The sequence below is a fragment of the Lysinibacillus sphaericus genome (genome assembly GCF_006864135.1).
Lineage (GTDB): Bacteria > Bacillota > Bacilli > Bacillales_A > Planococcaceae > Lysinibacillus.
On record NZ_SADV01000039.1, the window covers coordinates 1 to 20,462 of the forward strand.

At 36.9% G+C, this 20,462-nt stretch carries 19 protein-coding genes, 1 rRNA gene, 1 pseudogene and 1 other annotated feature; of the genes and pseudogenes, 15 read left to right on the forward strand and 6 right to left on the reverse strand.

What is annotated here, in order from left to right:
• The 4 genes from rrf to asnB form a co-directional block, all read left to right on the forward strand.
• Nucleotides 1-76, forward strand: a 5S ribosomal RNA gene (gene rrf / locus C7Y47_RS26350); the annotation flags it as partial.
• Nucleotides 77-363: 287 nt separating this feature from the next.
• Nucleotides 364-1,827, forward strand: a complete 1,464-nt coding sequence (gene guaB / locus C7Y47_RS23595) for an IMP dehydrogenase (protein WP_142510978.1) — start codon at nt 364-366, stop codon at nt 1,825-1,827.
• 141 nt (nt 1,828-1,968) lie between these two features.
• The gene (locus C7Y47_RS23600; protein ID WP_142510979.1) at nt 1,969-3,300 is read left to right on the forward strand and encodes a D-alanyl-D-alanine carboxypeptidase family protein; all 1,332 of its coding nucleotides are present in this window, start codon (nt 1,969-1,971) and stop codon (nt 3,298-3,300) included.
• Between the two features lie 205 nt (nt 3,301-3,505).
• Complete coding sequence (asnB, locus tag C7Y47_RS23605) at nt 3,506-5,344, forward strand: asparagine synthase (glutamine-hydrolyzing) (protein ID WP_142510980.1); 1,839 nt, start codon at nt 3,506-3,508, stop codon at nt 5,342-5,344.
• A gap of 25 nt (nt 5,345-5,369) precedes the next feature.
• Here asnB and C7Y47_RS23610 read toward each other — a convergent pair whose 3' ends face one another.
• A complete protein-coding gene (locus tag C7Y47_RS23610; RefSeq protein ID WP_142510981.1) occupies nt 5,370-6,794 on the reverse strand; it encodes a PLP-dependent aminotransferase family protein in 1,425 nt (474 codons plus the stop codon).
• Between the two features lie 105 nt (nt 6,795-6,899).
• Here C7Y47_RS23610 and pdxS point away from each other — a divergent pair, with 105 nt between their 5' ends.
• The 3 genes from pdxS to serS all read left to right on the forward strand — a co-directional run bounded on the left by pdxS (nt 6,900) and on the right by serS (nt 9,973).
• On the forward strand, nt 6,900-7,784 hold the full coding sequence (pdxS, locus tag C7Y47_RS23615; protein ID WP_142510982.1) for a pyridoxal 5'-phosphate synthase lyase subunit PdxS: 885 nt from the start codon (nt 6,900-6,902) through the stop codon (nt 7,782-7,784).
• Nucleotide 7,785: 1 nt separating this feature from the next.
• Entirely contained in the window at nt 7,786-8,349 is a 564-nt protein-coding gene (gene pdxT / locus C7Y47_RS23620; RefSeq protein WP_142510983.1) for a pyridoxal 5'-phosphate synthase glutaminase subunit PdxT, read from the forward strand.
• 49 nt (nt 8,350-8,398) lie between these two features.
• Nucleotides 8,399-8,622 (forward strand) — a binding site (T-box leader).
• 70 nt (nt 8,623-8,692) lie between these two features.
• Complete coding sequence (serS, locus tag C7Y47_RS23625; protein WP_142510984.1) at nt 8,693-9,973, forward strand: serine--tRNA ligase; 1,281 nt, start codon at nt 8,693-8,695, stop codon at nt 9,971-9,973.
• 90 nt (nt 9,974-10,063) lie between these two features.
• On the opposite strand, the gene C7Y47_RS25940 is transcribed toward serS, so the two are convergent.
• The 3 genes from C7Y47_RS25940 to tadA form a co-directional block, all read right to left on the reverse strand.
• Nucleotides 10,064-10,306, reverse strand: a complete 243-nt coding sequence (locus tag C7Y47_RS25940) for a TM2 domain-containing protein (RefSeq protein ID WP_255505312.1) — start codon at nt 10,304-10,306, stop codon at nt 10,064-10,066.
• 253 nt (nt 10,307-10,559) lie between these two features.
• On the reverse strand, nt 10,560-11,699 hold the full coding sequence (locus C7Y47_RS23635) for an SPFH domain-containing protein (protein WP_142510986.1): 1,140 nt from the start codon (nt 11,697-11,699) through the stop codon (nt 10,560-10,562).
• A 280-nt stretch (nt 11,700-11,979) separates the two neighbouring features.
• Nucleotides 11,980-12,498 carry a tRNA adenosine(34) deaminase TadA gene (gene tadA / locus C7Y47_RS23640; protein ID WP_185903592.1) on the reverse strand — a complete coding sequence of 173 codons (519 nt, stop codon included), beginning with the start codon at nt 12,496-12,498 and terminating at the stop codon, nt 11,980-11,982.
• A 186-nt stretch (nt 12,499-12,684) separates the two neighbouring features.
• Between tadA and C7Y47_RS23645 the strand changes: the two genes are divergently transcribed.
• The 8 genes from C7Y47_RS23645 (at nt 12,685) to C7Y47_RS23680 (ending at nt 19,427) form a co-directional block, all read left to right on the forward strand.
• The gene (locus C7Y47_RS23645) at nt 12,685-13,020 is read left to right on the forward strand and encodes an ArsR/SmtB family transcription factor (protein WP_142510987.1); all 336 of its coding nucleotides are present in this window, start codon (nt 12,685-12,687) and stop codon (nt 13,018-13,020) included.
• Between the two features lie 18 nt (nt 13,021-13,038).
• The gene (locus C7Y47_RS23650; RefSeq protein ID WP_142510988.1) at nt 13,039-13,992 is read left to right on the forward strand and encodes a cation diffusion facilitator family transporter; all 954 of its coding nucleotides are present in this window, start codon (nt 13,039-13,041) and stop codon (nt 13,990-13,992) included.
• 78 nt (nt 13,993-14,070) lie between these two features.
• The gene (locus tag C7Y47_RS23655; protein ID WP_142510989.1) at nt 14,071-14,403 is read left to right on the forward strand and encodes a metal-sensitive transcriptional regulator; all 333 of its coding nucleotides are present in this window, start codon (nt 14,071-14,073) and stop codon (nt 14,401-14,403) included.
• A gap of 57 nt (nt 14,404-14,460) precedes the next feature.
• On the forward strand, nt 14,461-14,667 hold the full coding sequence (copZ, locus tag C7Y47_RS23660) for a copper chaperone CopZ (RefSeq protein ID WP_142510990.1): 207 nt from the start codon (nt 14,461-14,463) through the stop codon (nt 14,665-14,667).
• A gap of 81 nt (nt 14,668-14,748) precedes the next feature.
• Nucleotides 14,749-17,160 (forward strand): heavy metal translocating P-type ATPase, encoded by a 2,412-nt coding sequence (locus C7Y47_RS23665; protein WP_142511002.1) that lies wholly within the window; start codon nt 14,749-14,751, stop codon nt 17,158-17,160.
• A gap of 286 nt (nt 17,161-17,446) precedes the next feature.
• Entirely contained in the window at nt 17,447-18,085 is a 639-nt protein-coding gene (locus C7Y47_RS23670; RefSeq protein ID WP_142510991.1) for a deoxynucleoside kinase, read from the forward strand.
• Complete coding sequence (locus tag C7Y47_RS23675; protein ID WP_142510992.1) at nt 18,082-18,750, forward strand: deoxynucleoside kinase; 669 nt, start codon at nt 18,082-18,084, stop codon at nt 18,748-18,750. The genes C7Y47_RS23670 and C7Y47_RS23675 overlap by 4 nt, the downstream gene beginning before the upstream one ends.
• A 149-nt stretch (nt 18,751-18,899) precedes the next feature.
• Nucleotides 18,900-19,427: a TIGR00730 family Rossman fold protein gene (locus C7Y47_RS23680; protein ID WP_142510993.1), complete on the forward strand. Its 528-nt coding sequence runs from the start codon at nt 18,900-18,902 to the stop codon at nt 19,425-19,427.
• Nucleotides 19,428-19,601: 174 nt separating this feature from the next.
• On the opposite strand, the gene C7Y47_RS23685 is transcribed toward C7Y47_RS23680, so the two are convergent.
• Together C7Y47_RS23685 and C7Y47_RS23690 are read right to left on the reverse strand one after the other, a co-directional pair.
• Nucleotides 19,602-19,931, reverse strand: coding sequence for a 6-aminohexanoate hydrolase (locus C7Y47_RS23685; RefSeq protein WP_142510994.1), 330 nt, complete (start codon nt 19,929-19,931; stop codon nt 19,602-19,604).
• Nucleotides 19,924-20,158: pseudogene (locus C7Y47_RS23690) on the reverse strand (helix-turn-helix transcriptional regulator). The gene C7Y47_RS23685 and the pseudogene C7Y47_RS23690 overlap by 8 nt, the downstream one beginning before the upstream one ends.
• Between the last annotated feature and the right edge of the window lie 304 nt (nt 20,159-20,462).

Consider the following 20,462-nt stretch of genomic DNA (forward strand, 5'->3'; position numbering starts at 1 on the left):
CGAACACGGAAGTTAAGCTCTTTAGCGCCGATGGTAGTTGGGGGCTTCCCCCTGTGAGAGTAGGACGTCGCTAGGCAATGTAAACAGTCAGCTGAGTGCTGACTGTTTGTTTTTTTATAAAAAACCTTAATAATTCAGCAAAACTTGCCTAAAATAAGACAGAGCTTAACTATTATCTATTCTAAATGTAGAAGAAATTAAAAAAGCCTATATTTTACTTAGTGAAAAAAGGGCGAAAAGACTATCAGAGTTACCACATCGAAAAATCTGAATTGTCTTTCTTTTATAAGTTTCTTGACAGTAGCTTAGCACGTTGTTAATCTTACAATTAATATTCTTTTAACTATAGGAGGACGTTACGAAATGTGGGAAACTAAATTTGCCAAAGAAGGTTTAACTTTTGATGATGTATTATTAGTACCAGCGCATTCAGAAGTATTACCGAAAGATGTTGATTTATCAGTTCAACTAACACCGAAGATTAAATTAAATATTCCAATGATCAGCGCAGGCATGGATACAGTTACAGAGTCTAAAATGGCAATTGCTATGGCACGTCAAGGTGGTATCGGTATTATCCATAAGAACATGTCGATTGATGAGCAAGCTGAGCAAGTAGAAAAAGTAAAACGTTCTGAAAATGGTGTTATTACTAACCCATTCTTCTTAACTCCGACTCACCAAGTTTTCGATGCTGAGCATTTAATGGGTAAATACCGAATTTCTGGTGTACCAATTGTTGATAGTATGGAAAACCAAAAGCTAGTAGGGATCATTACAAACCGCGACTTACGTTTCATTTCCGACTATTCTTTAAAAATTGAAGAAGTTATGACAAAAGAAGATTTAATTACAGCTCCTGTTGGAACGACTCTAGAGGATGCTGAAAAGATTCTTCAACAATATAAAATCGAAAAGTTACCAATTGTAGATGAAGAAGGTAAATTAACTGGCTTAATTACAATTAAGGATATTGAGAAGGTAATTGAGTTCCCTAACGCTGCTAAAGACATACATGGTCGCTTATTAGTAGGGGCAGCAGTTGGTGTTTCAAAAGATACGATGATACGTATTGAAAAGCTTGTTGAAGCACAAGTAGACATCGTAGTAATCGATACAGCTCACGGTCATTCTGAGGGTGTATTACAAACAATTCGCTCTATCCGTGAATCTTATCCAGAGCTTGAAATTATCGCTGGTAACGTGGCAACTGCTGAAGGTGCACGTTCATTATTTGAAGCTGGAGCAGATGTAGTAAAAGTTGGTATTGGCCCAGGATCTATTTGTACTACTCGTGTCGTAGCAGGTGTTGGTGTACCACAAATTACAGCTGTTTACGACTGTGCGACAGTAGCGCGTGAGCTTGGTAAAGCAATTATTGCTGATGGAGGCATTAAATACTCAGGAGACATCGTTAAAGCTCTAGCAGCTGGTGGTAACGTTGTAATGCTTGGTTCACTTCTTGCAGGTACTTCTGAATCTCCTGGTGAAACTGAAATTTTCCAAGGTCGTCGCTTTAAGGTTTACCGTGGTATGGGTTCAATTGGAGCTATGGAAAAAGGTTCAAAAGATCGATACTTCCAAGAGGATGCGAAAAAATTAGTACCAGAGGGTATTGAAGGACGCCTTCCATACAAAGGACCACTAGCAGATACAATTTATCAACTAATCGGTGGTATTCGTGCAGGTATGGGCTATTGCGGTTCAGCTAACCTTGAGTACTTACGTGAAAATGCTCAATTTATTCGTATGACAGGTGCAGGTCTACGTGAATCACATCCACATGATGTACAAATCACAAAAGAATCACCAAACTATTCGATGTAATATATTACTAGCAACTTTTATGCTCTCGAATCGTCTACAAAGATGACACGAGAGCATTTTTTTATGATAGAGAGTGCGCACGGACATTACTATATATGATAAAATGTCGAGGACAAGAATATTTTTTGGAGGGCTTTAAAGGTGAAAAAGACAATAAACACTGTTATACGCTTACTCCTAATTCCTGTTTTGTTATTTAGTGTTTTAGCAGGTATTCCAGCGAAGGCAAATGCAGAAACAGATTTAGGACTACACGTGGATGCTGCAATTTTAATTGACGCAGATTCAGGAAAAATTTTATATGAACAAAATGCAGATACTTCACTAGGTATTGCGAGTATGACAAAAATGATGACTGAATACCTGTTATTGGACGCAATTGAAGCAGGTACAGTTAAGTGGGATCAGGAATATCATGTAACTGATTATACGTATAAAATGTCTCAAGATCGTGCGTTAAGTAATGTACCATTGCGTAGAGATGGATCTTACACAATTCGTGAATTATATGAGGCAATGGCAATTTACTCTGCAAATGCTGCAACAGTTGCTATAGCAGAAACAATTGCAGGTACTGAAACTGATTTTTTAAAACTAATGAATAAAAAAGCAGAAGAGCTTGGTCTTAAAGACTATAAATTCGTAAACTCTTCTGGTCTTAACAATGCAAATCTATTTGGTATGCATCCAGCAGGTACTGGACCAAATGATGAAAACGTAATGCCTGCTAAATCTGTAGCTAAATTAGCATATCATTTACTAAAAGATCATCCTGATGTATTAAAAACGTCTAAAATTACAAAAAAGACGTTCCGTGAAGGTACAAAAGATGCAATTAACATGGAAAACTGGAACTTTATGTTGCCAGGATTGGTGTTCCAATATGAAGGCGTTGACGGTTTAAAAACAGGAACAACAGATTTTGCTGGTCATTGCTTCACAGGTACCGCTGAACGCAACGGTACACGTTTAATTGCTGTTGTTATGAAGGCTGTAGATGCAAATGGACAAGGTTCATATAAAGCTCGTTTTGATGCAACTGCAAAATTATTTAATTATGGTTTCTCACAATTCTCAAAACAAGAAATTATTCCAGCGAACTATAAGTTTAAAGATCAAGAAACAGTAAAAGTTACGAAAGGTAAAGAAAACAAAGTAGCGATTGCTGTTAAAGAACCAGTTTCATTTATGGTTAAGTCATCTGAGAAAGATTTATATAAACCTAAACTAGTTTTAGATAAAAAGAGTCTTGAAGCAGATGTTAAGAAGGATACAGTTGTCGGAAAGTTAGTTATTGAACGCTCAGAGGGCACAGATTACGGTTTTATTGACGGTAAGGACCTTAAAGCCGATGTTGTTACAACAGAGGCTGTGGAGCGCGCTAGCGGTATCTCATTATTCTTCCAAGGTGTTGGTAGCTTCTTCGGAAACTTATGGGGTGGCATTACTGACTTTGTTGGTGGCTTATTTTAACTTATTTCAGTAGAAGTCTCCACCTCTATAGACGGAGATGAATGCGGGTTTAAGTTACCTTCCAGTTCCAGACACAATTATGCCGAGGCCTAATTGATAATAATTAATAAAAGGAACACGTAGATGTTTTTAAAACATCTACGTGTTCCTTTTTCACATTTTTACGCTTTACTGCATACGCTATTAGGCGAAAGGATGTGGCTAAATGTGTGGCATTACAGGATGGGCTAGCTTTCAAAAGGATTTAAGAACAACTAATGACATTCTAAAGTTAATGACGCAAACGTTAAATAAACGAGGGCCAGATGATGAAAATATTTGGTGTAGTGAGCATATTGCATTTGGTCATCGTCGGCTAGCCGTCATAGATTTAATCGGTGGGAAGCAACCGATGAAAAAAGTACACGATGGTGCAAACTATGTCATTACATATAATGGCGAGCTATATAATACAGAAGAACTAAGAAAAGAGCTGCAAAAGAGAGGGCATCTTTTTACAACACATTCAGATACGGAAGTATTATTAACTGCTTATATTGAATGGAAAGAGCAGTGTGTTGATTTTTTAAATGGAATTTTCGCTTTTGGTGTATGGGATGAACAATCACAATCTCTGTTTTTATGCCGAGACAGATTAGGTGTAAAGCCTTTATTTTACACAGAACAACAAGACGGCTTACTTTTTGCATCCGAAGTGAAAGCATTATTAGCTCATCCATTGATTAAAACAACCGTTAATACGGAAGGGCTAGCAAATATTATGGCTGTAGGACCGTCTAGAACGCCCGGAAAGTCACCTTTTCAGAATATTAATGAGTTACGTCCAGGATATGCAATGCGTTTTTCTAGAGAGGGTATACGCGTTTGGCAGTATTGGCAGTTACAGAGTAAACATCATGAAGAGTCATTAGAGGAGACAATCGATCATGTCCGTTTTTTACTAACGGATGCTATTGAACGACAGCTTGTTTCAGACGTACCAATCTGTACATTACTTTCAGGAGGATTAGATTCCAGTATTATTACGGGAATTGCTGCAACCATGTTTCAGCAACAAAATAAAGGCAAACTTCATACGTACTCTATAGACTACGAGGATAATGAACGTTTTTTTAATCCACATGCTTTTCAAACATCCACGGACACGTATTGGATTCAAAAAATGACAGATACCTTTAGTACAACACACCATGCTGAAGAAATTTCTCAGCAGCAATTAATCAATTGCTTAGTAGAATCTGTCATCGTTAGAGATTCACCAGGAATGGCAGATGTTGACTCATCGTTATTATGGTTTTGTCGAGAAATTAAAAAGGATTTTACCGTTGCGCTATCAGGTGAATGTGCAGATGAAATTTTCGGTGGTTATCCATGGTTTACAGAAACGACTACAGGTTTTCCATGGATTCGTTCATTGTCTGAAAGATCAACAATGTTACAAGAGCGATGGCGTAAGAAATTAAAAGTTGAATCATATGCGCAACAGGCTTTTTCGGAGACAATTGCTGAAGTACCCTATCTTGATGGGGAGAGTATTGAGGAAGTAAGGCAACGAGAAATGTTTTATTTGAATATGGTATGGTTTATGCAAACATTGCTGGAACGAAAAGACCGAATGAGCATGGGGGCGAGTCTTGAAGTCCGTGTGCCGTTTGCAGATCATCGTCTTGTAGAATATACGTGGAATATTCCTTGGGAAATGAAAAATTTAAACGGTATGGAAAAGGGTTTACTTCGTAAAGCAATGCAGCATTTATTGCCAGAAGAAGTTTTATATCGGAAAAAGAACCCGTATCCTAAAACGTATCATCCAGTTTATACAGCGGGCGTTCAAAAATGGCTCAGAGGCATAATGGAGGACAAAAATTCAATTCTTCATGAATTATTTGAACGACAGAAACTAATAGAGCTCATTGAATCGGGTGGCAGTTCTTTCAAAGTTCCTTGGTATGGACAATTAATGGCAGGTCCACAGCTTTTAGCTTATCTGGGTCAAATTCATACATGGTTTGAGCTTTATAATATTCAGCTAATAGAATCATAATATCAAAGAAAAACCAGTCAACCTTTTAACGTGAGGTTGATTGGTTTTTTTTCTGTATATCCCAACAGTTCATTAGCTTTTCGATAGAAGGTTCAATTTCATGTACAGGTATGCCTCCAAAGCCTAGTAAAAATTGAGCTTTTAAGGGTGAAGAGTGATCCAAGCGATAATCAGAGAGTGGATAGATTCTGATTTCCGCATTGGAAGCAAACTGCTGTAATTGCTTTTCAGACAAAGTATGTTGTACATCGAGTAAAATATGCATGCCTGCTTGCTCACCAGTAATGTTAATTTGATTAGAATAGTTTTCTAAAATAGAAGTAAGTTTTTCATGCTTTTTTCGATATATCTTTCTCATGCGATTTAAATGCTTAGCAAAATGGCCGTCCCGCATAAAATTAGCTACAATATGTTGATCGAAACGAGGTACTGTCGATGAATAGTAATTAAATACGTCATTATAAGCAGCAAGTAATTTTGGTGGAAGTACAAAATAAGCGACGCGCAAGGACGGCATTAATGATTTTGTAAATGTACTCATATAAATTACTTTATCATTTCGATCTAATGCATGAAGTGCAGGAATTGGTTTTCCAGTATAACGAAATTCAGAATCATAATCATCTTCAATAATGTATCGAGAGGAGCTTTGTGAGGCCCAATTTAAAGCCTGTGCACGTCTTGTAGCCGATAATACTGCTCCTGTAGGGAATTGGTGAGATGGTGTGATATAAACAACGTCAGCGCTAGTTTTTTCGAGCTCATGAATGACAATTCCTTCATCATCGACTGCAATTGGATAAACCTTTCGCTTATGTTGGGAAAACATACGATGCACAGCTGGATATCCAGGGTTTTCAAGGGCAAAACAAGTATTGTCACTAAAGAGGCGCAAAATCATTGGTAGAAGCTGTTCTGTTCCTGAACCGATGACAATTTGCTCGGGACTACAAACAACCCCGCGTGATTGAAATAAATAATTAGCAATCTCTGTTCGCAAAGATAGTTCTCCCTGAGGCTCACCTGTTAATAACAATTCCTTTGAGGCATCATCAAAGAGCTCTTTCGCATATTTTCGCCATGTCTGAAAAGGGAAGGCATCAATATCGATCGAACCAGGATTAAAATCTATCTTGTACAATTTTTTCTTAGGTTGTTCATTTAAGGAAGTTATTGTGTCCTGCTGAATATACGGAAGCTCGTCAATTTCCTCTACAAAATAACCGACACGGGATTTAGACATAATATACCCTTCAGCAAGTAGCTGTGCATAGGCAATTTCAATTGTTGTTTGTGAAATATTCAAAAAATCGGCTAATTTTCTTTTTGATGGTAATTTTTCTCCTACTGCTATTTTATTTGTAATAATAGCTTCTTTAATGCCGCGATAAAGCTGATCGTAGAGCGGTTTTTCACCATTTTTTTCTAGTTGGAATAATAGCATGTCCATGTGCATTAATTCTCCTGACCTTACGATTATTTTATAAACTGGATATTTTTATATGGTCAATTTCAATTATACTAAATTTCATCATAAAGGTGGAGGTAAGAAATCATGAAACAAACAGGTACAGAGTTAGTTAAGCGCGGGATGGCGGAAATGCAAAAGGGTGGCGTCATTATGGATGTTATTAATGCAGAACAGGCGAAAATTGCGGAAGCGGCAGGAGCTGTAGCTGTTATGGCATTAGAGCGAGTACCATCAGACATTCGCAAGGCGGGTGGTGTTGCACGTATGGCTGATCCTCGTATTGTCGAGGAGGTATTGGGGGCAGTATCCATTCCTGTAATGGCTAAAGCACGTATTGGACATATTGTAGAAGCAAGAGTGTTAGAAGCAATGGGTGTCGATTATATTGATGAAAGTGAAGTATTAACGCCAGCAGATGAAGAGTTTCATTTATTAAAAAGTGATTACACAGTGCCCTTTGTTTGTGGGTGTCGTGATTTAGGCGAAGCTGCTCGACGCATTGGTGAGGGAGCTTCTATGCTACGAACTAAAGGGGAACCAGGGACAGGTAATATTGTTGAGGCAGTTCGTCATATGCGTAAAGTAAATGCGCAAGTACGTAAGGTAGTTGGTATGACAGAGGATGAATTAATGACCGAGGCTAAATTGCTCGGTGCTCCTTTTGAATTATTAAGAGAAATTAAGCATCTTGGCCGTTTACCAGTAGTGAATTTCGCAGCAGGTGGGGTTGCTACGCCAGCGGATGCAGCATTAATGATGGAGCTTGGAGCAGATGGTGTATTTGTTGGTTCTGGTATTTTTAAATCAGAGAACCCAGAGAAATTTGCTCGTGCAATTGTTGAGGCTACTACGCATTATAAGGACTACAAGTTAATTGCTGAAATTTCAAAAGAGCTAGGTGTTCCGATGAAAGGCATCGATATTGCACAGCTTAGTCAAAATGAGCGTATGCAAGAGCGAGGCTGGTAAAATGAAGCGAATCGGTGTTTTAGCATTACAGGGAGCGGTAAGAGAGCATGTGCAAATGTTAGAGTCTCTCGGATGCGAAGCTGTTTTAGTAAAACAAAGAAGTGATTTAGAGAAGCTTGATGGACTTGTCTTGCCTGGTGGAGAAAGCACAACGATGCGCAAATTGCTGAATCGCTACGAGCTATTAGAGCCAATTCGCACACTAGCAAAGCAAGGTTTACCGATGTTTGGAACATGTGCAGGATTGATTTTATTAGCAAAGGAATTAGTGGATTATGAATCACATTTAGCAGTAATGGATGTGGTAGTTGCACGGAATTCTTATGGACGTCAGGTAGATAGCTTTGAAGTGAAGCTCGACATACCGGAAATAGGTGCTGCTATTCCGGCAGTCTTTATACGTGCGCCACATATTGTTTCCGTAGGTGAAGGTGTTGAAATATTAGCGGAGCATGAAGGCAAGATCGTGTTAGCAAAGGACGACCATTTCTTAGGATGTTCCTTCCATCCAGAATTAACGTCAGATGCACGAATTCTAGAATATTTTGTATCTTCTATGGTATGACTTGCAAATTTTCACTTCATATAGTACAGTATGGATAAAATTTAAATAACTGAACACGATGATGGGAAGTAGTAGCAAGCACGTTTTTTTTAGAGAGTCAGCGGGTGGTGGAAGCTGATAAAAGCACTTGTGAATCCGTCCTGGAGTTGCGCAGTCGAAGTTAATGAAGTAGGCTGTCGCCGGCTGAAATGCCGTTATGAAATAAGTGGATTAGACAAAGTACAATATGTCTAATCAATTAGGGTGGCAACGCGGGTAGCTCTCGTCCCTTTTGGGGATGAGGGCTTTTTTGTGTTTTTACTAACTATTTTCCCATCATTAAGAATCTACTGGAGGTATGACGATGTTAGATATTAAACGCGTGCGCGATAATTTCGCGGAAATTAAAGAAATGCTATTAACACGTAATGAGGATTTAGGAAACTTAGACGATTTTGAGCAATTAGATGCAAAGCGTCGTGAATTAATTGCAAAAACAGAAGAGCTTAAAGCTGAGCGCAATAAAGTATCTGAGCAAATTTCTATTATGAAGCGTAATAAAGAAAATGCGGATGAAGTAATTGCACGTATGCGTCAAGTTGGCGATGAAATTAAAGAGCTAGATGTTCAATTAAATGATGTAGAAGAACGCTTTAACGATATGATGATGCGTTTACCAAACGTTCCACATGAATCTGTACCAGTTGGCACAACAGAGGACGATAATGTGGAGGAATATACTTGGGGTGAGGTACCAACATTTGATTTTGACATTAAAGCACACTGGGATATCGCTACAGACTTACAAATTGTTGACTTTGAACGTGGTGCAAAAGTGACTGGTAGTCGTTTCTTATTCTATCGTGGTCTTGGCGCTCGTTTAGAACGTGCATTAATGACGTTTATGATGGACTTACATGCAGAAGAACATGGTTATGAAGAAATGTTACCACCTGTAATTGTCAATCGTGATAGCTTAACAGGGACAGGACAACTACCTAAATTTGAAGAAGATGTCTTTAAGTTAGTTGACACAGATTATTTCATGATTCCAACAGCAGAAGTACCTGTAACAAACTTCTACCGTGATGAAATTTTACCAGCTGAAGCATTACCACATGGCTTTGCAGCATATAGTGCATGCTTCCGTTCAGAAGCAGGTTCTGCGGGACGCGATACACGTGGTTTAATTCGCCAACACCAATTCAACAAAGTAGAATTAGTACGCTTTGTTAAACCAGAAGAATCTTATGAACAGCTAGAACTATTAACAGGTCATGCAGAGAAAGTACTACAATTATTAGGATTACCATACCGCAAACTAAAAATGTGTACAGCTGATTTAGGCTTTACTGCAGCGAAAAAGTACGATTTAGAAGTTTGGATTCCAGCTCAAAATATGTACCGCGAAATCTCTTCATGCTCTAACTTTGAAGATTTCCAAGCACGTCGAGCAAATATTCGCTTCCGTCGTGAGCCAAATGCAAAACCAGAGTATGTACACACATTAAACGGCTCAGGTCTTGCAATCGGCCGTACAGTAGCAGCAATCCTAGAAAATTATCAGCAAGCTGACGGAAGCGTAGTAATTCCTGAAGTATTAAGACCATATATGGGTGGAAAAGAAGTAATCGCTCCAAAGTAAACCGAGTCGAAAACAAAGCAACTAAAAGAAAAAACTACTGTTGAAAATATCTAATTCTCTACAGTAGTTTTTCTTTTTTAAAAAAGTAGGTTAGCGAGGTCGAACCCGATGTTTCACAGAGAAGTTATGCTCGTTAGAAAGCAAGTAAATAACGCCTTCTATAAAGCCTATAAGGGCCGGAATATATGTCCAGAAGAAGATGAGGTACAATATACCTTGTCCAATTTTCCCTAAGTAAAATTTATGGATTCCGATTCCACCTAAAAAGATAGCTAGTACCCCTGCGACTGTTTTATTTTTTATAGGCCAAGAAGGATCGATGCCATCAAACATAGGAGCTGAATATTGGGGCTGTGTTTGATATACAGGCTGTGATTGCTGTTGATAAACTGGTTGTTGCACAATTTGCTGTTCTTTTTGAAAATTGAATTTTTCACCACAATATTTACATTGAGCTAATGTGACATCAGCCGCTGCACCACATTGTGGACATTCGATATTTTTCATGTCAATATCTCCTAATCAATGATATTTGTTTAATTTACATTTTCCGATGTATCGTTTTTAACTACACTGTTATGATTATCTATTGAATTGATTCGACTGGAGTACCGCAGTTATTACAAAATTTCGAAGTAACATCTAGTTCTTGTCCACATGAACAAACAGGCTTGTGTAAACTAGTTCCGCAAGAAGAACAGAATTTTGATGATTCCTCGTTTTCACTCTGACAAGAATGACATGTAATGACCTTTAGCGTTAAATTTTCACCACATAAGTTGCAAAATTTACTAGTAGATAAGATATTACCATGGCAAGAAGGACATATTTTATGTGTAACATTATTGCTAGGCTGTTGTACTTGTTGATTCATCATAGTCACCATACCTTGCCCTACGCCTAAGCCAACTCCACTTGTAGCAAATAACCCAGCTACTCCATTGTCATTTGATGCAGCAGATTCATAAATATCAAAGCTACGTTGTGTTACATAACGATTGTCACCCATAATTTCGAACTTAGCTTTATCTTGTAAAATTTCATTTATTTTATTGAAATCTTCCTCTGGGAAATTAATTGATTGAATATGGAAATGGGCCATTATAAAACCATACGCATTGAATTCTTCAGATATTTTTTCTTTTAAACTATTTGAAATATTATGAAGCTCTGTTGTTATTTCTAGTGCAGAGATTTTCTCATTAATAATTTTATTTGCAAGTTCAGTTTTTATGGATGTAATAAGAGAACCTTTAAAGTAATCTTGTACTTTTTCGAAACTAACAATATCATCTTTATTCATAGAGCCTATAACTTCTGTAAAGAATAATAAATAGTCATCAAGGCGAAGAGCCAATTGTCCAAATGCTCGTATACGTAATTTTACAAAGTATTTTGGGTCAATTAGTTGAATAGGATCAGAGGTTCCCCAATATAAATCTAATTTTACCGTTAGATTTATAAAGTAGATTTCTGCTGAAAAAGGTGTGTCCCCTCCATAAGCAAAATTCACAACATGGTGAAGTAATGGTAAGTTATTGGTTGATAAAACATGTGTGCCTGAATTAAATACATCACATATTTGCCCACCCTTTACAAAAATGGCTACTTGACCTTCGTTGACGATAAGTGTAGTACCTAACACTAGCTTTTCATTCGGATGCTTGTAGATTAACCAATCGCGTGAGCGTAAACCATCAAACTTCACTCTATCAAAAATAGGCATTGAAACATTACCTCCCTATTAATTACCTTTTAAATTAAATTATTACTAGTTATATTCTCCCTTTTCAGTTTATACATGTCAATGGTTTATGTGTATTGAAATTTGTTAGTCAGTAATGTACTTGCTATATCGCTTTTTCCATTTTTTAGACTGCGTATTTAAAAACATTATTGTTATGAATAATGTTATCGCTAATACAATATATTTCATATATGCTATCCCCTAATTATAGAAAAGAAGGTGCCTCAATCTGAGACACCTTCTTCTCTATGTGAAATTTTTAAAATTTTTCATTTTCAACAACTAAAGCTTGTCGTGCTTTTTTCTCTGCTTTTTTTCGTTCACGTAATACTCGGAAAAAATCGGTTAAGATTTGTCCGCATTCCTCAGCTAAAATTCCTTCAGTTACTTCGCATTCATGGTTAAAGCGTGCATCGTTTAATAATCGATAGAGTGAATCTACACAGCCTGCTTTTATATCCCTTGCACCATATACGACACGCGGCACACGAGATTGCAAAATTGCACCTGCACACATAGGGCAAGGTTCAAGTGTCACATAGAGTGTTGTTTTTTCAAGACGCCAACTTCCTATTTTTTTACAAGCATCTTGAATAACCATTAATTCAGCATGCGTCGTTGCATTTTGTGTTGTTTCTCGTAAATTATGAGCTCGTGCAATAATCTCTCCATCATATACAAGCACAGCCCCTATTGGCACTTCTCCAAGTAAAGCTGCTTTCTTAGCTTCTTCTAGTGCACTGTTCATAAACAATCGGTCTGTTTCAAAAATATCCACTATGATCTCTCCTTATCACTTAGTGTATCTTGCTTAATTGACAATTGCTACTATCAAGTATGTCTCGGCATAATCGCGTCTGGATTCGGTAAGAACGTAAAACGTTGACTTTTCCAAAAAAACTATTTATATTTATGTATGAACACATTCTCATATATAAATATAAAAAGGTTAGGAGTAAACTAAATGGATGAAAAATTACGAAATACAGAGGTTCAGGATAACAAAGAGCAACATTTAGACGAAGAAACACTATTTGTCGTGTCTCAAACATTTAAAGCATTAAGTGATCCGACAAGAATTCGTATTTTAAATTTATTATGTACGGATGAACATGCAGTCAACGATATTGCTAAGGTTTTAGATTTAGGTCAATCAACAGTTTCACATCAATTGCGTTTTTTGAAAAATTTACGGTTAGTGAAATATAGAAGAGAAGGTACAACTTTATATTATTCAACAGATGATGATCACATTATGAATTTGTTGATGCAAGCTATTGAGCATGCTACACATAACTAGATAATGGGGGGATAAAACATGGGACATAATCATGATCACAGCCATGATCATACACATGGCGCAAACAAAAAGGTTTTAATAGTATCATTTATTATTATTACGAGTTATATGATTGTTGAAGCGATTGGTGGCTATTTAACAAATAGTTTGGCTCTTTTATCCGATGCAGGTCATATGTTAAGTGATGCCATTTCATTAGCAATAGCCTTACTTGCCTTTATATTGGGAGAAAAGGCTGCAAGCTATAGTAAAACATACGGTTATAAACGATTTGAAATTTTAGCAGCAGTATTAAACGGTGTGACATTAATTTTTATTGCTTTATTCATTTTCTATGAAGCAATAAAACGTTTTGCAAATCCACCAGAAGTGGCAACTACAGGGATGTTGATTATTAGTACAATCGGTCTTTTAATCAATATTTTAGTCGCTTGGATTATGATGCGTGGCAGTGATACACAAGATAATTTAAATATGCGTGGAGCTTTTTTACACGTATTAAGCGATATGCTTGGATCTGTAGGGGCCATCGTCGCCGCATTATTAATGATGTTTTTTAGTTGGGGCTGGGCTGATCCATTGGCGAGTGCTATTGTTGCAATATTAGTATTGAGAAGCGGCTACTATGTAACGAAGGCTGCTGTTCATGTTCTTTTGGAAGGAACACCTTCAAACGTAGACGTTGAAGAAATTATACAAACTATTGTACAGACAGATAGTGTGCATAGCATTCACGATTTACACATTTGGACAATAACAAGCGGAACAAATGCACTTTCTTGTCATGCAGTTGTTGATGGCCAGCTAAAAATTGCGGATAGTGAGCATATATTACGAGAAATTGAACATAATCTTGAGCATAAGGGCATAAAGCACGTAACGATTCAATTGGAAACAGTAGCACATAAGCATGATAACTCCATTTTATGTACAATAAAAAATGAGCAGTCAAATCATCACCATCATCATTAAAAAATTCTAAAAATTTTCAGCTTTACATACCCTTCGTGGGTATGGTAATATGAAATTGTAAGGTAGGAGGTGTATTAAATGGAGGATAAAGTGAAAGAAGATGCTTGTCATACAGAGGAAGCTACTTCGTGCCGAAAAAGTCATCATCCTGAACGCGTTAAAAAGGATTTAACGACTCGTTTAAATCGAATTGAAGGTCAAATCCGAGGTATTAAAGGGATGATTGACAAAGACGTTTACTGTGATGATATTATTACGCAACTGTCTGCCACACAGTCTGCTTTAAATAGTGTTGCAAAGATATTATTAGAAGGTCATTTAAAGGGATGTGTAGTAGATCGCCTATCAGAAGGTGATGATGCAGTGTTAGATGAATTAGTAGTGACTATTCAAAAGTTAATGAAAAAGTAAATTTTTTTAAGAAATATATACCCCTATACAGTACTTAACATTAAAGGAGAGATATTTATGCAAAACGTAACTTTAAACGTACAAGGAATGTCATGTGGACATTGTGTAAACTCAGTAGAAAAAAGTGTTGGCGTCTTAACTGGCGTTGAACAAGTAAAAGTAAACTTAGCAGAAGGTTTAGTAGATGTAGCATTTGACGAAACACAAGTATCTCTAGACCAAATTAAAGAAACGATCGATGATCAAGGCTATGACGTTAAATAATATAAATAGGGTGCTCTTGTAGCACTCTCTTATTTTCAATTCAATATACCCCGTGTTGGTATGTGGAGAGGAGAAATGATGATGAGTTCGGAAATAAAAGAAGCAAATTTGCAAATTACAGGTATGACATGTGCAGCCTGTGCGACTCGTATAGAAAAAGGTTTAAATAAAATGGATGGTGTAGAACAAGCGACAGTTAATTTAGCTCTTGAAAAATCATCCATTAAATATGATCCGACAAAATTAAACGAAGAAGACTTTGAAAAGAAAATTGAAGCACTTGGTTATGGTGTCGTGAAACAAAAAACAGAATTCAATATTACGGGCATGACATGTGCAGCTTGTGCTACACGTATAGAGAAGGGTTTAAATAAACTAGCAGGTGTATCCTCTGCAAACGTTAACTTAGCACTCGAAAAAGCTACTATAGAATTTAACCCATCTGAGGTGACGATTGCAGATATTATTGCAAAGGTTGAAAAATTAGGATATGAGGCTCATCAAAAGGCGGATGAGCAAGAAACTGTGGATCATCGTGAGCTGGCCATCAAACAACAGCAGAAAAAATTTATTTTATCGGCCATTCTTTCATTACCATTACTGTGGACGATGGTAGGACATTTTTCATTTACATCATTTTTATATGTTCCTGAATTTTTAACGAATCCATGGGTGCAAATGGTGTTGGCTACTCCTGTTCAATTTATTATTGGGAAACAATTTTACGTTGGAGCCTACAAAGCTTTACGCAATGGTAGTGCCAATATGGATGTACTTGTAGTAATGGGAACATCTGCGGCGTATTTTTATAGCGTATATCAAGCAATTATTACTGCGGGGTCACATCATGCCCCCCACCTATATTTTGAAACGAGTGCCGTATTAATTACTTTAATTTTATTAGGTAAATTATTTGAGGCAAAAGCAAAGGGTCGCTCATCTGAAGCAATCAAGAAATTAATGGGCCTTCAGGCAAAAACGGCCATTGTTGTTCGTGACGGTGTAGAGAAAGAAGTACCGTTAGAAGAAGTAGTCATTGGTGACATTATTTTAGTGAAGCCTGGTGAAAAAATTCCTGTTGATGGTAAGGTATTAGAAGGAACAACAGCTGTAGATCAATCAATGTTAACAGGGGAAAGTTTACCTGTTGATAAAAAGCAAGGTGACCTATTATTTGGTTCTACTATAAATAAAAATGGCTTCATTAAAATGACGGCGACTAAAGTCGGTCGTGATACAGCATTAGCACAAATTATTAAAGTTGTAGAAGATGCACAAGGCTCCAAAGCACCAATCCAGCGCTTAGCAGATCAAATTTCAGGTATTTTTGTACCAATCGTTGTTGGCATTGCACTTGTCACGTTTTTAATTTGGATTATTTGGGTGCGACCTGGTGAATTTACGCCTGCACTTGAAGTTTTAATTGCAGTTCTCGTTATCGCTTGTCCATGCGCGCTTGGATTAGCAACGCCAACTTCTATTATGGCGGGTTCTGGTCGTGCAGCGGAATTTGGTATTTTATTTAAAGGTGGAGAACATTTAGAGCAGACACAAAGCATCGATACAGTAGTTGTTGATAAAACAGGTACAGTGACACACGGCAAACCTGTATTAACGGATGTTATACTAGCAGCAAATCAAGATGAAGCACGCTTTTTATCGTTGATTGGTGCAGCAGAGAAGCAATCAGAGCATCCGTTAGCAGAAGCAATTGTTCAAGGGATAGTTGATCGCGGTATTAACCTAGGAGATGTTCAATTCTTTGAAGCAATACCGGGTTACGGTGTGCAAGCGACGGTCTCTGGTCAAGGTGTTATCATCGGTACACGTAAATTGATGCAACAATACAGTATTCATATGGATGATATTCTACCAACAATGGAGCAATTGGAGGAAAACGGTAAAACGGCAATGCTAGCTGCAATTAACGGTCAGTATGCTGGTCTAGTAGCAGTTGCTGATACAGTGAAAGATACTTCAAAAGAAGCGGTTAGTCGTCTACAAGAGATGGGCATTACTGTAATTATGATGACTGGTGATAATGAACGTACAGCACAAGCAATTGGAGCAGAAGTTGGTGTGAATCATGTGATTGCCGAAGTACTTCCGGAGGGCAAAGCTAATGAAGTGAAAAAACTGCAAGCTACAGGTAAAAAAGTAGCGATGGTTGGTGATGGCATTAATGATGCCCCGGCACTTGCGACAGCTACTATTGGGATGGCGATTGGTACCGGTACAGATGTTGCTATGGAAGCAGCGGATATTACACTGATTCGCGGCGATTTAAACAGTATTGCAGATGCTATCATCATGAGTCGTAAAACAATGCGCAACATTAAACAAAACTTATTCTGGGCATTCGCTTACAACACATTAGGTATTCCAATTGCCGCAATCGGTTTACTAGCTCCATGGGTAGCAGGTGCAGCGATGGCCTTTAGCTCCGTATCTGTCGTTTTAAATGCACTGCGTTTGCAGCGAGTTAAATTATAAGGGTAAAGATAGATCCACTTTGAGTGGGTCTACTTTTTATTTATTTCAGCGGATGTCACGGTATTGGTTTTCGCCTCCTATTTTAATAGAGAAATAGTTTGGTTCTGTTTTTCACTTTCTCACTATGATACAATGAAAAACACTGATTTATTTTTAACTTCTTTCAGCCGATTCCGGACGCATTGTTTATCTGTGCGAAAGCGAAGCAATAGCTACAATATAATACAAACCCCGAGAGACGGGTAATTGACGATAGAATCCATAGAACATAAAGGAGGAGCTTCTGGTGACGGTTCCATTTGTTACGGTAGAAGGTCCGATTGGTGTTGGTAAAACCTCTTTATCTAAAGAGATTGCAGCGACATTTAATTACCATCTATTAAAAGAAATAGTAGACGAAAACCCTTTTCTAAATAAGTTTTATGAAAACATAGAAGAGTGGAGTTTCCAGACGGAAATGTTCTTCCTATGTAATCGCTACAAACAATTATCGGATATAAAAAATTTCCGTTTAACAGATGATAAACCTGTTGTAGCGGACTACCATATTTTTAAAAATTTAATATTTGCAAAGCGTACATTGGCATCAGCTGAGTATGATAAATACGAGGAAATATATAAAATATTAACGAAAGATATGCCTGTACCGAATGTAGTTGTTTATTTACATGCCAGTGTTGATACATTGATGAAACGTATTGCGATGCGTGGTCGTGAATTTGAAAAAATGATTTCACGGGATTACATGGAGCAACTGGTGGCAGATTATCATTCCTTTATCGAGCACTTTGAGAATATGCATCCTGATATTCCTGTTATTCGATTTAATGGTGATCAGCTTGATTTCGTAAAAAATCCGAATGATTTGAAATATGTTTTACAAACAATAAAGGATACGTTACAACAAAGGAGCTTGCAACAATGAATTTGAGAGAGAAATATGGTATTCCTCCACAAACGGTCATTACAATCGCTGGTACGGTTGGTGTAGGGAAGTCAACAATGACAAAGGCGTTGGCAGAAGCGTTAAATTTCCGTACTTCATTTGAAAAGGTGGATACTAACCCATATTTAGATAAATTTTATGAGGACTTTGAAAAATGGAGCTTCCATTTACAGGTGTATTTTTTAGCGGAGCGTTTTAAGGAGCAGAAGCGAATCTTTGAATATGGCGGCGGGTTTATTCAGGACCGTTCAATCTACGAAGATACAGGGATTTTTGCTAAGATGCATTATGACAAAGGTACAATGAGCCCAACGGATTACGAGACGTATACAAATTTATTTGATGCGATGGTGATGACACCGTATTTCCCACATCCAGATTTACTTGTTTATTTAGAGGGGCCAATTGATGCTGTAATTGGTCGTATTCAAGAGCGTGGACGTACAATGGAGCAACAAACACCGAATGATTATTGGATTGAAATGCATGACCGCTATGAGAACTGGATCAATAATTTTAATTCATGTCCAGTTCTTCGTTTGGATATTAATGATTATGATTTATTAAAAAACCCTGAAGCAATTGAATCAATTGTGAGCCGCATCAGTCATATGCTAAAACAAACGAGCCATTTACGTAAATAGGAAATGGACTATGCTAAAATTTATGACCGAATGCGCAGCTACGTGCAGAAAAAAGTAATTGAAGAAAATAAATGATCAAAAGACGTGAGACAATATGTAGCCTATTGTGTCACGTCTTTTGAGTAGGAGGGATTGTTATAAAAATAGCGGTGTATTGCGGTTCTGGCTTAGGCATAAACCCAATTTATGCAGAGAAAGCAGCCGAATTAGGGACTGTATTAGCTCAAAATGGTCATGGTGTCGTTTATGGTGGTTCGAAAACAGGACTGATGGGCAAAGTTGCAGATGCAGTATTAGAAGCTGGAGGAGAGGTTATTGGCGTGATGCCAACTCATTTACAGCAGCGGGAAATAGCACATGCCTCGTTAACAGAGCTTCATTTTGTTGAGTCTATGCATGTACGTAAAGCCAAAATGGTAGAGTTAGCAGATGCTTTTATAGCTTTACCAGGTGGTGGAGGGACAATGGATGAATATTTTGAAGTGTTTACATGGGCACAAATTGGACTACATGAAAAACCTGTAATTTTATATAATGTAAATAATTTTTATGATGCGCTTTTACAACAACTTCAGAAAATGCTGGAGGAAGGTTTTATACGAACTGAACAGAAGTCACTTGTTCATGTAGCTACTACATCGGAAGAAGTATTACATTTATTAAAAAAACATGGGTAATTTTTTGCCGACTTCATGCCACGTTTTTTATAGCTTCACTTTTCCGCTCTTCAGGGTCATGAAGTAGTGCTACTTTAAAATAAATAAAAGAATCCATTTTGAAAAAAGATTGATCAAAATGGATTCTTTTCTAATGAATTTGTTAAATTTTATAAATATTTAAGCTATGTAAGATTATTTAATTTCTTTTCTATATAATCTAATTGCATAAATTGCCCCAATTAAAAATACAATCCCTTGAAGTAGTAGAAAGAACTGACGGAAGTATTCAATATTACTATCAACTAATGAAAGAAAAATAGCATTCATAATAATTTGGGTAGTAAACATACATGAAATGATTTTAAGATAAATAGCATTCGTTCTTTCATCGGGTTGCCCAATTTTTCTACTGAAGATGAAAAGTATAACTATAGAACCTAGTAATAGAATTGCTGTAATTCCTACAACAATATTAAAATTATCAGTACTTTCTAACATCCAATTGTTTAATAAATCAATCATTATTATCTTCCTTTCGTACATAAGAGAATATTTCATGTATATCAACCTCAAAAAAGTTGGCTATTCGATATGCTAACACTAGTGGGGGAATAATTATTCTTTTCCTTTACAAAGATAGTTTGCTTAGAAACTCCAACAGCGTCAGCTAACTCCTTTTGTGACATTCTTCTTAACACCCTATGTTCATACACCTTATTTTTAATCGAATCACCAAATTCTCCTTTCAAAACAATCGCCTCCTATTTGCTGATGTATACATCATAACTTATACTTAATATATTTATTTTTATATAAAAGTAAGTTTATGTGTGTCTTGCTATAAATATTATTTATACAATTTACTCCGGTAGTTAAAGAAAAAACAGGATTTTTAATTAAAAACTTTATTACAGATAATTGATCTTTTTAACAATTATTAATGCTAGTAGCGACATAAATTACATAATTTTCTGAAATATATTGAAATAGTAGATGAGTTTTATTTACAATAATTGTGTAAAGCTTTCGTAAATTATAATAGGGGTGTTATAG

Bases quoted from the DNA above. Each gene is read 5' to 3' on its own strand.
- copZ (WP_142510990.1), top strand. From the start codon at position 14,461: ATGCAAAACGTAACTTTAAACGTACAAGGAATGTCATGTGGACATTGT.
- C7Y47_RS23610 (WP_142510981.1), bottom strand. From the start codon at position 6,794: ATGGACATGCTATTATTCCAACTAGAAAAAAATGGTGAAAAACCGCTC.
- asnB (WP_142510980.1), top strand. From the start codon at position 3,506: ATGTGTGGCATTACAGGATGGGCTAGCTTTCAAAAGGATTTAAGAACA.
- C7Y47_RS23675 (WP_142510992.1), top strand. From the start codon at position 18,082: ATGAATTTGAGAGAGAAATATGGTATTCCTCCACAAACGGTCATTACA.
- C7Y47_RS23645 (WP_142510987.1), top strand. From the start codon at position 12,685: ATGGATGAAAAATTACGAAATACAGAGGTTCAGGATAACAAAGAGCAA.
- pdxS (WP_142510982.1), top strand. From the start codon at position 6,900: ATGAAACAAACAGGTACAGAGTTAGTTAAGCGCGGGATGGCGGAAATG.
- pdxT (WP_142510983.1), top strand. From the start codon at position 7,786: ATGAAGCGAATCGGTGTTTTAGCATTACAGGGAGCGGTAAGAGAGCAT.
- C7Y47_RS23650 (WP_142510988.1), top strand. From the start codon at position 13,039: ATGGGACATAATCATGATCACAGCCATGATCATACACATGGCGCAAAC.
- C7Y47_RS25940 (WP_255505312.1), bottom strand. From the start codon at position 10,306: ATGTTTGATGGCATCGATCCTTCTTGGCCTATAAAAAATAAAACAGTC.
- C7Y47_RS23635 (WP_142510986.1), bottom strand. From the start codon at position 11,699: ATGCCTATTTTTGATAGAGTGAAGTTTGATGGTTTACGCTCACGCGAT.
- C7Y47_RS23655 (WP_142510989.1), top strand. From the start codon at position 14,071: ATGGAGGATAAAGTGAAAGAAGATGCTTGTCATACAGAGGAAGCTACT.
- C7Y47_RS23685 (WP_142510994.1), bottom strand. From the start codon at position 19,931: ATGATTGATTTATTAAACAATTGGATGTTAGAAAGTACTGATAATTTT.
- serS (WP_142510984.1), top strand. From the start codon at position 8,693: ATGTTAGATATTAAACGCGTGCGCGATAATTTCGCGGAAATTAAAGAA.
- guaB (WP_142510978.1), top strand. From the start codon at position 364: ATGTGGGAAACTAAATTTGCCAAAGAAGGTTTAACTTTTGATGATGTA.
- C7Y47_RS23665 (WP_142511002.1), top strand. From the start codon at position 14,749: ATGAGTTCGGAAATAAAAGAAGCAAATTTGCAAATTACAGGTATGACA.